The organism is Chryseobacterium glaciei (assembly GCF_001648155.1).
Lineage (GTDB): Bacteria > Bacteroidota > Bacteroidia > Flavobacteriales > Weeksellaceae > Chryseobacterium > Chryseobacterium glaciei.
Window position 1 is genome coordinate 1,127,795 of the sequence record NZ_CP015199.1, and the last position, 13,507, is coordinate 1,141,301.

Consider the following 13,507-nt stretch of genomic DNA (forward strand, 5'->3'; position numbering starts at 1 on the left):
TTAATATTCAGAATTTAGTTATTGTTTAAAGTCTGAATAATTTCCAGTACTTTTTTTGTTTCGTTTTCTATGGTTGTATAGTCTTTAGCAAGCATCAATTCTTTGCTTACCAATTTGCTTCCCATTCCTACTGCAGAAACACCAGCTTTGAACCAGCTTTCGATACTCTCTTTTGTCGTATCTACTCCACCCGTCGGCATGAATTTCAGATTTGGGAAAACATCTTTAATGGCACTCATAAATCCGGTTCCTAAAGAATTTCCAGGAAATAATTTAACGAAATTTACTCCCGAATTTTCAGCTTCGATAATTTCTGTCGGAGTCATGCAACCCGGACTGTACAGTAAATCTTTTGGAATTAAAAATTCTGCTACTTCTGCCACAAAACCCGGACTGATAAAGAAATCTGCACCTACATTGAAATATTCTTCAGCTTGTTGTACATTCTTTATTGTTCCGATTCCCAAAAGCATTTCCGGCATTTCTGCGTTACGGATTTCTACCATTTTTGTAAAATTACTCAACGCAGCTTCACCACGGCTCGTATATTCTACCGCACGGATTCCTGCCTTGTAAAGTGCTCTCAGTATTTCCAGAGTTACCGTTTCATCAGCATTATAATACAGAGGTAAAACTCCTTGGTTGATGATCGTATTTGTAACTGATTGAATTTTTGTCATTTTTAATTTTTTATTAAAAATTATTTTGTTGATAGTTAATAGGATTTTATCCTATTCTGTATTAAGTCGTCCCTTCGGGACTCCCTTGTGAATTCGCAGTTGATTTTATCTTTTTATTCTTCCTCCTGAATCTCCGTTCATTACTTCCAGAATATCTTCTGCGCTGCTGTAATTAATGTCACCTAAAATGGTATGTTTTATAGCACAGGCTGCATTGGCAAATTTTAATGCTTTTTCGTCATCGAAATTAATTAAACCATAAATCAAACCTGCTGCAAAAGCATCACCTGTACCGATTCTGTCGACTACAGGGTTCACTTCTAAAAGTTCGGTTTCAAAATAATTTCCACCGACCAAAGCTCTTCCCTGCGTTTGCTGAGAACTTGCTGTAACGCCAATTCTTATCTTGTCGAAAATCTTATGAATAGAAGGAATTTGTAGTTTTAATTTTTTACAGGCTTCAATGAAACCTCCTTTATCTGATGAAAACTGAGTTCCGAGAATTTCATTAATTTCATTCACTCCACCTATGAAAATCGTTGAATATGAAACCAATTCTTTTAAAACTTCGTTTCCGTTTTTGCCGTATTTCCAAAGGTTTGAGCGGTAAGCCGGGTCTGAAGTAACTTCAATTCCCAGTTCACGGGCAGTTTGTAAACCTTCTTTCAAACTTTCATAAGCCGCTTTCGAAATTCCGGGGCTAATGCCAGTCCAATGGAAATATTTACAGCCTTCAAGGGCTTTTTTCCAGTCAATTTGTTCAGATTTAATGTTTGCGAAAGAACCATTTAATCTATTGTAAGCGATTCTGCTCGCACGAACTGACGAACCAACTTCCAAAAAATACAACCCTAAAGGATGTTCATTTTTGTTGATGAAAGTCGTGTCAATTTCAAAACTTTTGATGAAAGAAACCGCTGATTCCCCCACAAAATCATCAGAAACACTGCTGATATGTCTTACGTCACAACCCATTGTTGCCAATGAAGATGCTACATTAAGCTCTGTTCCGCCGAAAAAAAATTCCATTTCGTGGCTTTGCTTCATCGTTCTGTTTCCGGGTGGCGAAAGTCGCATAATGACTTCTCCGAATGTGACTATTTTGTTGCTCATTTTTTTAATTAATGATCTACTTAAATTTTTAAAATATCTTTTTTTATTTAAACACAAAGTGCGCAAAGATTTTTTTGACTACTAACTGTTTTTAAGTTCGCAAAGGCGTTTGACTATCTCGAATCTTCGATTTCACTTAGCTAAGGTCTCAAAGACTTCTTATTACAGATATTTATTTTTTAACCATTAAGATTTTATTTAAGGAGTTTAGAAAAGTTAAGTTGGGCTTTGCCTTAAGATTATTTAAAATCAATTTGGTTTTTCTTAATTAAACTTAACTTCTTAATTCTACTTAATGGTTTAAAATTGTGTCAATTATATTATCTCAAATTTTAAAAATCAAAATAATTTTTAGCATTATGATAACAAATATCTGAAATCGTCTTACCGATCAGTTCGATATCATCAGGTAATTCACCATTTTTCATCTCTTCACCGAAAAGATTACACAATACTCTTCTGAAATACTCGTGTCTCGGGTAAGAAAGGAAACTTCTGGAATCCGTCAACATTCCGACGAAACAGCTGATCAATCCCATGTTTGAAAGGGCGTTCATCTGCTTGATCATTCCGTCTTTCTGGTCAAGGAACCACCATCCTGAACCGAACTGTACTTTTCCTTTGATGCTACCGTCATTAAAATTACCTATCATTGTCGCGAAAATCTCATTGTCGGCAGGATTTAAATTATATAAAATTGTCTTTGTTAATTTATCTTTTCCATCTAAAGTATTTAATAATTTAGACAAAGTTTCAGCCTGAACGAAGTCACCAATAGAATCCCAACCCGTATCCGGACCTAGAATTCTGTGCATTCTTTCGTTATTATTTCTCAATGCCCCCAAGTGGAACTGCTGAACCCATCCAAATTTGTGATAAGCCTCACCTAAGAATAATAAAATTGCTGTTTTGAATTGATTCACCTGCTTTTCAGCGATTACTTTTCCTGAGATTTTATCATTGAAAATCGTGCTTACTTCTGCTTCTGTAAATTCTTCGAAAGAAATATTGTTCAATCCGTGGTCGCAAAGTCTGCATCCGTTTTCGTGGAAATATTCGATTCTTTTTAGTAAAGCATCACACAATGTTTGATAAGAATTAATTTCAATTCCGGCAGATTCGCCTAATTTTGAAATATAATCTGCAAAGTTGTGGTTTTCAATTAAAATCGCTTTATCAGGACGGAAAGCGGTACTCACTTTAATAGAGAAGTCACTTTTCGCCAAATCCTGATGATAATTCAATAGATCTGTAGGATCTTCTGTTGTGCACAGAGATTCTACATTCATCATTTTTAATAAACCTCTTGTCGATTTTTCACGAGTCTGAAGCTGAGCGGTGATGTTTTCGTAAATTTCAGATGCGTTGTCTGCATTTAATAATTCATCAATTCCGAAATATCTTTTTAGTTCTAAATGCGTCCAGTGATACAAAGGATTTCTTAATGTATAAGGAACCGTTTTTGCCCAAGCTTCAAATTTTTCTTTATCTGAAGCATCTCCCGTGATGAATTTTTCGTTCACGCCCATTGTACGCATCGCTCTCCATTTGTAATGGTCGCCTGCAATCCAAACCTTTGAAATATTTTCGAAAATAGTGTCTTCTGCAATATCTTTAGGAATCAAGTGATTATGATAATCAATGATGGGTTGCTTTTCTGCATACTTGAAGTATAATTCTTCAGCGTATTTATTTTGTAATAAAAAATTATCTGTAATAAAAGGTTTCATTCTAATCTAATTCTGTTGTTACTCATTAGCCGGTTTCCCGATAGTTGCCAAAATTCCTCCATCAACGTAAATAATCTGACCGTTGATGAATCTGCTTGCGTCCGAAGCAAGGAAAATAGCCGTTCCAGCAAGGTCTTCGGGGTTTCCCCATCTTCCTTCCGGAGTTCTACTAATGATAAAATCGTTAAAAGGATGTCCATCCACTCGGATTGGTTCTGTCTGAGAAGTTGCAAAATATCCGGGGCCGATTCCGTTCACCTGAATATTGTGTTTTGCCCATTCTGTCGCCAGATTTTTGGTAAGCATTTTAAGACCGCCTTTTGCAGAAGCATAAGCGACTACATTGTCACGGCCCAGCTCACTCATCATCGAACAGATGTTGATGATCTTTCCCGATCTTCTTTTAATCATATGTTTGCCGATTAATTTCGACATGATAAAAGGTCCTGTAAGATCCACATCGATTACTTTTCTAAAGTCTTCTACCTCCATCTCAATAGCGGGAACACGTTTGATGATTCCTGCGTTGTTGACAAGGATGTCTATTTTTCCATGGGTAGCTTCCATAAGAGCTACTTTCTGAGCGGCTTCCAATTCGTCCGTCACATCAAAAAGATATCCGGTTGCTTTGTACCCTTTATCGTGATAATAGTTTAAAGCTTCCTCTAATTTTGACGGCGTTGTGCTTGTGATCGCCAGTTCAGCACCTGCAGCAGCAAGACCTTCTGCCATTGCCATTCCTAATCCGTGAGTACCACCCGTTACAACGGCTACTTTACCGGATAAATCAAATAAATTCATTAGAAAAATTACTTTAGTTCGTTAGTTTTGATACCGTCCATATCGCCGTAGTCCATGTTTTCGCCGGCCATACCCCAGATAAAAGTATAATTAGAAGTTCCTACTCCCGAGTGGATAGACCATTCCGGAGATAGCACAGCTTGACGATTTTGCATAAAAATATGACGCGTTTCCTGAGGCTGTCCTAAGAAATGACTGATTGTCTGACCTTCTTCCAAATCGAAATAGAAATAAGCTTCCATTCTTCTTGTGTGAGTATGTGAAGGCATTGTATTCCAAACACTTCCCGGGTGAAGTTCTGTCATTCCCATTTGTAATTGACACGTTTCAAGAACAGAATTTACAATCAGTTTGTTGATCGTACGCTTGTTGGCGTATTTCTCTTCACCTAATTCTACAATTTCGGCTTCGTTTTTTGTGATTTTCTTTGTCGGATAAGTGTGATGTGCAGGAGCTGAATTGATGTAAAAATAAGGTTGTGCATCACCAGATTTTTCAAAAACTACTTCTTTTGCTCCTTTACCAATATATAAAGCTTCCTTGTTGGCAAGCTCATATACTTCACCGTCTACTGTTACTTTTCCGGCACCGCCTACGTTGATGATTCCTAGCTCTCTCCTATCAAGGAAATGTTGAGCTTTCAAATCGTCTGTTGGTTCCAGTTTTAAGGCTTGTGTTGAAGGCATTATACCTCCTACAATCAGCCTGTCGTACATAGAGTAGACTAATTTTATCTTATCTTCATTAAATAAATCATTGATTAGAAACTCCCTCCTAAGATCTTCAGTGGTATACTTTTTTGCATCTTCTGGATGGTGGGCGTAACGAAATTCTGATTGTGTCATACTACTTGATTTTTATACTTTTTCTTTTACGGTTTTCTCAAACCTGTTAAACTTTGCGTAATCGATTGCATAAAATTACACTAAAATTTGATAGAATTACTGTTGGGATAAATATATAATTATTCTTTAATTAGTTAACAAAAAATTAATTTTAATTTACAAATACCTGAAAAACAGATTAATAATTTTTAAATTTTAAAAAAAATAAAGAATATTTTATGGAATTTCAAGGTTAAAAATTAACCAAAAGTTAATCCTAACCTTTAATTTTAAATAAAATCATGCCAAAATAAAGCAGCAAAACCAGAATTACAAAATCGTTAATAATAACTTCATTTCTCTATACATATGATGTGTATTAAGTTTAATCCTTAGTATTAAAGAAAAACGGTTAAAAATATCAACCTAAAAAGATGACAAAAATCAGGAAAACAGGTGGAATTTTGAGTTTGAGTATCAATTTTGGGAATTTTTAAGACAAAAAAACAGGCATTTTTTAAGTAAATTTTAAGTTTTTGATTATTAAACAGCAAAAAATTTCATGTATTTTAAAAATATTTCAATATTATTTAATTTAATAATAAATATTTAATTATCAACTAATTAAAACAAACTAACGAACAAATGTTCTGTTAAATTTAACAACTTAAACAATCAAATTAATGAAAAAATAATATTTTTTTCTTTGTGTAATGGAAAATAATATTAGTTTAGGAGCCAAGATATTTTATAACGAAAAATTACGCAATCGATTGCACTTGAATAAAGCGTATAATTTTTAAAAATTTTAATCACTAAAAAGAATAGAATACTTACTAAATCCACAAAACAAAAGCAACAAAGCTTGAAAAAAAACTTTCAACCAAAGAATTAAAACTATAAGGATACAATAATGGATAAAAGAGTACAATCAGTAAAGTGGTTATATTTAACTGTCTTTCTTCTTCCTGTCCTTGCAATGGCTCAAGAAAAAGAAACGAAAGCAGAAAAAGAAACTAAAATCGACGAAGTGGTTTTGGTAGGATATTCCAGAGTTTCTAAAAAAGACGTTACCAACGCTGTTGGTTCTGTAAAAGCCGAAGCTGTAAAGGATATGCCTGTGAATAGTGCTGCAGAAGCCATCCAGGGTAGAATTGCCGGTGTACAGATTACTGCAAGTGAGGGCTCGCCCGGTGCAGAAGTTGAAATTAAAGTAAGAGGTGGTACTTCTATCACACAGAGTAACGCACCCTTATATATCGTAGACGGAATTCAGATGGATAATGCACTATCCATCATTTCGCCGAAAGAAATTGAATCAATTGAGGTATTAAAAGACGCTGCTTCCACTTCTATCTACGGATCCAGAGGTGCAAACGGGGTTGTGATAATTACAACAAAAGGAGGACGCAAAAAAGCGGTTACAACGATTAACTACAGCGGTTACACAGGGGTTAGAAAAATCACGAATACGATTCCTGTTTTAGATCCTTATGAATTTGTAATGTATCAGTATGAACTTTACAACAAAAACGGTGTAGCTGAAGATATTACAGCCTTTAATACAAGATATGGAACCTATGATCAACTTGCTACCAAATATCAGAATATTAAAGAAAGAGATTGGCAAAATGAACTTTTCGGACAAGAAGCTTTCAACTTTACGCATAATTTAAGCTTAACAGGAGGATCTGATAAATCTGCATTCTCATTAACATTAAATCATGTTGAAGAAGACGGTATCATGCTAAATTCTGGTTTCAGAAGAAGTATGGCCAACTTTAAATATGATTATGATGTTTCTAAAAAATTAAAAGTTGGATTCAATGCAAGATACAGCCGACAGTTAATTTCCGGAGCAGGAACTTCTGCTACAGGTTCTCAAGGAACAAACAGACTGAGAAATGCGGTAAGATATCAACCATTTGAAGGAGGAAGTAATGTTCCTATCGATGATTTTGATCCTAACTACGCAACAAACACCAATTTGGTTAATCCTTTATTGTTGAATGACAATGAAATAAAGGACGCAAGAACCAATGACTTGTTATTAAATGCTTATTTAAACTATAATATTACGAAAGACTTAACTTTCAGAAGTGTTGTAGGGTATGTACAGAAAGATAATTTTGTGAATCAGTTTTGGGGAACTATTACAAGTGATGCCAGAGCCAATAACAATCAACCAATTGTACAATTAACAAGGAATCAAACGAGAAGAATTACCAATACGAATACTTTAAATTACACAAAGAAATTCGGAAATCATAAACTTGATTTATTATTGGGTCAGGAAACGGTACAGACCGATGGTGAAGTATCGAGTACTTACACAAAATGGCTTCCGGTTTCTATTCTTCCTAACGAGGCATTTGCTAATATTCAGGCTGCAAGTCCTCCATCAGGAATGATTCAGGATGCACCAAGAACGAGCGCATTACCTCCGGACAGATTAGCTTCTTTCTTTGGTAGAGTCAATTATATTTATGATAACAAGTATATCATAACGGCTTCCGTTAGATCAGATGCTTCGAATATTTTTGACTACGAAAACAGATGGGGAACATTTCCTGCAGTTTCAGTAGCATGGAAAATAAAGGAAGAAAAATTCCTTAAAAACAAAGAATGGCTGGATGAACTTAAACTTCGTTTTGGATATGGTTTAGCCGGAAATAATAGAATTACACCTTATTTATACAATACATTCTTTACTACATCTACAGACTTTGGATACACATTCGGAAGCGGTGTCACGCCTGGAGCGACTACCGGAAATGTTTTAGCAAATCCTAATATTAAATGGGAAGCTACGGTTTCTAAAAACTTAGGGATTGATTTCGGATTTTTCAACGGAAGATTATACGGTAGTGTAGACGGATATATTACAGATACAAAAGACCTTTTGGTTTTAGCTAAAATTCCACAGACTTCGGGTTATGAGTCTCAATTCCAAAATTCAGGAAAAACTCAGAATAAAGGAGTTGAAGTTTCATTAGGAGGTATTATCGTAAACAAAGAAAATTTCACTTGGAAGACTGATTTTAATATCTCTGCGAACAGAAATGTTATTAAAAGTTTGGGTGCCGGTAACGGGCCAAACAGTACTCAATATCTTGTACCTTCAGGATGGGTAAACAATTTATTTGATTTTGTTGCTAAAGTTGGAAATCCGGTAGGAACTTACTACGGTTACGTTACAGAAGGTAGATACGAGATCAGTGATTTTGATTATAATACTGCAACACAAGCCTATACTTTAAAGGCAGGAGTTGCGAGCAGCAGTGCAGTGGCTAATGGTTCAAAACCAATCCAGCCGGGAGATCTTAAATTAAGAGACCTTAACGGTGACGGACAGATCACAGCATCTGACCAGACAGAATTAGGAAGCGCTCAGCCGAAATTTTTCGGAGGTTTCAGCCAGACTTTCAGATACAGAAACTGGGATATGAGCTTATTCTTTAATTTCTCTGTTGGAAATAAAGTGTACAATGCCAATAAAGTAGAGTTTACCACTCAATATTTATACAGAGACAACAACATGGCAGCGGAAGTTGCAGACAGATGGAGATGGTTTGACAATAACGGTGTTAAAGTTAACGACCCTACTGCCCTAGCTGCTTTGAATGCCAATACAACAATGTGGACACCTCCACAGGGAAGTTACATTCTACATTCTTATGCCATTGAAGATGGATCTTTCTTAAGATTAAACAATGTAACGATAGGATACAGCCTACCAAAAAACTCATTAGAAAGCCTTGGTATCAAGAATTTCAGATTGTATGCTACGGTTAATAATCTATTTACCATCACAGGTTACAAAGGTTACGATCCTGAAGCGAGTACAAGAAAAAATCCTTTAACTCCAGGTGTAGACTACGCTGCCTATCCTAGAAGCAGATTTATTTTAACAGGTGTTGATATAACCTTTTAATTAAAACTTAAACATGAAAAAGACAATAATTATTTTAAGTTGCATCCTTTCTTTAACTACACTGACTTCATGTAATGATTATCTGGAAGCAGAAAATTATTCAAGTGTGGCAGAAGCGCAACAGTTCGACAGTACATCAGATACATTTTCCGCTTTGGTAGGGGTTTACAGCCAATTGGCAGGTGACGACGGATATGGACAAAGATTAGCATTAATTTATCCTCACTCAAGTGACGATTTCAGAACTTCAGGAGATTACAACTGTAATGACAGAAGAGGAATTGCGACATTCGGATCTTGTCCTACCAATACAGAACTTAATAAACCATTCTTAAAATTATATTCAGGAATAGAAAGAGCGAATCTTTGTATTAAAAACATTCCGCTTTCTCCGGTTTACAAAACAGGTTCTGATGCCGATAAAAAATTAATGGATCGCTATCTTGGTGAAGCATTAACCTTAAGAGCTCAATACTATTATGAATTGATCAGAAACTGGGGAGACGTACCATTTCAGGATAAGCCTTCAGCAGATATGGCAGATCTTTATCTTCCGAAAACAGATAGAGATATCATCTACGAAAGAATGATTGCGGATCTTGCACAAGCATCAGCATTAGTTCCGTGGAGATCAGAAGGAAGCACAACCAACGCAAGAATTTCAAAAGGTTTTGTAAAAGGTCTTAGAGCAAGAATTGCAATGGCAAGAGCAGGATATTCTTTAAGAAGAAGTCCACAAATAATGGCGCAGGGATCTAATCCTCAAACTTATTATCAGATTGCTTTAGACGAGTGTAAAGACATCATGAATCATGCTGGAGAACATAGCTTAAATCCTAGTTATGAATCAGTTTTCAAAGCTCTACACAGCAATTCTCAAGATACTACAAACGAGATTATTTTCTGCGTGGGAGCTTTTGGAGGTAACGCCAGAACAGACAGTAAAATTGGGTATTACAACGGTCTAAAACATGATGACAACTCCAACTGGAAAGGTGGTGGCGGTATCAATGCCCTTCCAACTTACTTCTATGAGTTTACTAAATATGATTTAAGAAGAGACATCAACGTTGGAATTTTCAAAGTAAATAATACCAATCAGGCAGAATTGGTTACTGCAATTTCTTTCACAGATTCAAAATACAGAAAATCTTGGACGAATATCACAGGACCTTCTCAAAACCTTGCGGTAGACTGGCCTTTGCTACGTTTTTCAGATGTATTATTGATGTTTGCTGAGGCTGACAATGAAATTCATGGAGCGCCTTCTGCAGATGCAATCAATGCTGTAAAAGCAGTAAGAAACAGAGCATATACAGGAAACTTAGCTCAGGTAGGAACAATCCCGACTGATAAAACAGGATTCTTCAACTACGTTGTACAGGAAAGATTATTAGAATTGGGCTCTGAAGGAATCAGAAAATATGACTTGATCCGTTGGAATTTATTAGATACCAAGATCACGGAAACAAGACAAAAATTGACAGCTTTCGCAAACGGAACTGGTCAATATGCAAACGTTCCACTAAACCTTTACTTTAAAAAATCGGTTTACGATCCTACAAAGTCTGCACAGCAAAATATCAACGACATCGATATCTACTATACTGGTGGGGACAAATCTCAGGTATTTTATATGGCCTCACAAGATGCGACGCCTACAGGCTATACAAAAATTGCATGGAGAGCAGCTGTTTTACCAACTTACATTAGTGATCCGGTAAAAGGTTTTGCGCAGTATTTCCAGCCAAACAAGAGAGAATTATTGCCTATTTATAGCGACATCATCCAATCTAACTACAATCTTACGCAGGATTATGGTTACTAGGAGATAAAAATACATTCATATCAAGTTAGATACAGACTTACTCCGTAACAAGAGCTAAGTCTGTATTTTTAAAAAAATCCAAAATCAAATTCAATGAAAGCTTCCACTTTTCATAAAAATTTTATTCTGTTTTCTGTTTTTTCTGTATTAATTTTAAGTCTTCTTTCTTTCAAAGCTAATGATAAAACAATCGTGGTTTCGAAAGACGGAAAAGGCAACTTCACCACAATACAACAAGCCGTTGACGCGGTCGAAAACGGAACTTCAGCAAGAACAAAAATTTTAATTAAAGCAGGAGTTTACAAAGAAAAAATTACAATTCCAGATACGAAAGGAGCGATTTTGATGGAAGGAGAAAATCCTGAAAACACAATCATCACTTACGACGATTTTGCTTCAAAAAAGAATTCGGAAGGAAAAGATATCGGAACAACAGGTTCTTCTACTATTTTTATTTATTCAAACGATTTTATAGCAAAAAATATTTCGTTTGAAAACAGCTCAGGAAGAGTTGGACAAGCAGTTGCTGTCTTGACTGCAGGCGACAGAATCATTTTTGAAAACTGTAAATTCTTAGGAAATCAAGACACTTTATATTTAAAAGGAGCTCAGGATTTAACGGATAAAACAAAACCTTCAAGAAATTATTTCAAAAACTGTTATATCGAAGGTACAACCGACTATATCTTCGGAGCCGGAACTGCCGTTTTTGAAGACTGTACAATTTACTCTAAAGAAACAGCAAGTTACGTCACAGCAGCTTCTACTCCACAGGAAAACGAGTTTGGATTTGTTTTTATTAAATCTAAAATTATCGGAAATGCTAAAGAAAATTCAGTCTATTTAGGAAGACCTTGGCGACCTTTTGCCAAAACAGTTTACATCGATTGCGAAATCAATTCAACCATAAAACCAGAAGGTTGGCACAACTGGAGCAAACCTGATGCAGAAAAAACAACTTTCTATGCAGAATCTAATTCTAAAGGAACAGGAGCAAATATCTCTAAAAGAGTTTCTTGGTCACACCAATTAACCAAAGAAGGAAGAAAAAAATACACTACAGAAAATATTCTCAAAGGAAAAGACAACTGGAACACGAAAAAAAGTTTAAAATAATTTAAACCTCATCATCAAAAACACCAAAGATTTTCAATCATGAAAAACCACTTCACAAAACTATTCACATTAGGAATTTTATGCGGCATTTCTACCTGGGCGAATGCTCAGGAGGTGTTGAGTTTTCCAGACGCTGAAGGTTTCGGGAGATACACAACCGGCGGACGTGGCGGAAAGGTGTATTTTGTAACGAAATTGACAGATGACGGTTCAGAAGGGACTTTGAGATATGCTTTAGACCAAAAAGGTGCGAGATATATTACTTTTAAAACAAGCGGAACGATCTATTTAGAATCTCCATTAAAAATAAAAGAAGGCGACGTTACCATTGCCGGACAAACCGCTCCCGGAGACGGAATTACCGTTGCCAATTACGAAACTTTCGTTGGCGCAGACAATGTGGTTATACGTTACATGCGATTCAGAATGGGTGATCAGAAAAATTTTGAAGGGGATGCCTTGGGCGCAAGATTTATCAAAAATCTAATCGTTGATCACTGCTCGATGAGTTGGTCAACAGACGAGACAGTTTCCATTTATGTCAACGAAAATACAACACTTCAATGGTGCGTAATTGCAGAAAGTCTGAGAAATTCTGCTCACCAAAAAGGCGCTCACGGATACGGTGGAATTGCAGGCGGAAAATTTGCCTCTTTTCATCATAATATTTACGCTCATCACGACAGCAGAAATCCGAGATTGGGAGAATATGCAGGAAGTAAATTTGCCCTGACCGACCTGACCGATTTTAGAAATAATGTCATTTACAATTGGGGACACAACAATGTTTACGGAGGTGAAGGAATGAATGTGAATATCATCAATAATTACTATAAACCCGGCCCTGCAACAATGACAAAACAACGAATTGTTGCTATCGATAAAAATGAAAAACCGGAAACCGAAGTTTACAACGTCTGGGGGAAATATTACATCAACGGAAATGTTGTGGAAGGAAATCCTGAAGTCACACAAGACAATTGGACGGAAGGAGTTTTCAGTCAGATGAAGCCATCTTACAACTTGACGGATAAAGATAAAAATGCTATAAAAATCAACCAGCCCCACGATATTCAGAATAATGTAAAAACACAGTCTGCAAAAGAAGCTTACGAGAAAATTTTACAGATCGGTGGTGCAAGTTTGGTGAGAGATGCAGTGGATTTACATGTTTTGAAAGATGTCAAAAACGGAAGTTTCACTTATAAAGGTTCAAAAGGAAGTACCAACGGAATCATTGATTCTCAAAAAGATGTCGGCGGATTTCCAAACCTGAAACAAGGAACGCCTCTACCCGATTCAGACAACGACGGAATGCCTGATGAATGGGAAATTAAGCATCAATTAAATCCAAAAGTGGCCAACGCCAACGGAAGAGATTTAGATAAAAACTACGATAATATTGAAGTGTATTTTAATGACATAGTTAAAAAAATAACCGAAAGACAATTCTAATAACCATGAAAACTCTTTGTTAAATC

The 13,507-nt window shown here is 35.9% G+C and carries 9 protein-coding genes; 4 read left to right on the forward strand and 5 right to left on the reverse strand.

Translation table 11 applies throughout. The features are described 5' to 3' along the window. Positions 1-14 precede the first annotated feature (14 nt). The 5 genes from A0O34_RS04990 to kduI all read right to left on the reverse strand — a co-directional run bounded on the left by A0O34_RS04990 (position 15) and on the right by kduI (position 5,169). Complete coding sequence (locus A0O34_RS04990; RefSeq protein WP_066752011.1) at positions 15-680, reverse strand: beta/alpha barrel domain-containing protein; 666 nt, start codon at positions 678-680, stop codon at positions 15-17. A 105-nt stretch (positions 681-785) separates the two neighbouring features. Next, the gene (locus tag A0O34_RS04995; protein ID WP_066752014.1) at positions 786-1,793 is read right to left on the reverse strand and encodes a sugar kinase; all 1,008 of its coding nucleotides are present in this window, start codon (positions 1,791-1,793) and stop codon (positions 786-788) included. Positions 1,794-2,125: 332 nt separating this feature from the next. Further along, positions 2,126-3,523 (reverse strand): glucuronate isomerase, encoded by a 1,398-nt coding sequence (gene uxaC / locus A0O34_RS05000; RefSeq protein WP_066752016.1) that lies wholly within the window; start codon positions 3,521-3,523, stop codon positions 2,126-2,128. 18 nt (positions 3,524-3,541) lie between these two features. Further along, positions 3,542-4,324 (reverse strand): gluconate 5-dehydrogenase, encoded by a 783-nt coding sequence (locus A0O34_RS05005; RefSeq protein ID WP_066752018.1) that lies wholly within the window; start codon positions 4,322-4,324, stop codon positions 3,542-3,544. Between the two features lie 8 nt (positions 4,325-4,332). Further along, the gene (gene kduI / locus A0O34_RS05010) at positions 4,333-5,169 is read right to left on the reverse strand and encodes a 5-dehydro-4-deoxy-D-glucuronate isomerase (protein ID WP_066752020.1); all 837 of its coding nucleotides are present in this window, start codon (positions 5,167-5,169) and stop codon (positions 4,333-4,335) included. A gap of 892 nt (positions 5,170-6,061) precedes the next feature. Between kduI and A0O34_RS05015 the strand changes: the two genes are divergently transcribed. From A0O34_RS05015 to A0O34_RS05030, 4 genes are all read left to right on the forward strand, one after another. Continuing rightward, complete coding sequence (locus A0O34_RS05015) at positions 6,062-9,082, forward strand: SusC/RagA family TonB-linked outer membrane protein (RefSeq protein ID WP_066752022.1); 3,021 nt, start codon at positions 6,062-6,064, stop codon at positions 9,080-9,082. 13 nt (positions 9,083-9,095) lie between these two features. Continuing rightward, entirely contained in the window at positions 9,096-10,910 is a 1,815-nt protein-coding gene (locus tag A0O34_RS05020; RefSeq protein WP_066752024.1) for a RagB/SusD family nutrient uptake outer membrane protein, read from the forward strand. Positions 10,911-11,003: 93 nt separating this feature from the next. After that, a complete protein-coding gene (locus A0O34_RS05025; RefSeq protein WP_066752027.1) occupies positions 11,004-12,026 on the forward strand; it encodes a pectinesterase family protein in 1,023 nt (340 codons plus the stop codon). 39 nt (positions 12,027-12,065) lie between these two features. After that, positions 12,066-13,481 (forward strand): pectate lyase family protein, encoded by a 1,416-nt coding sequence (locus A0O34_RS05030; RefSeq protein ID WP_066752029.1) that lies wholly within the window; start codon positions 12,066-12,068, stop codon positions 13,479-13,481. Positions 13,482-13,507 lie beyond the last annotated feature (26 nt).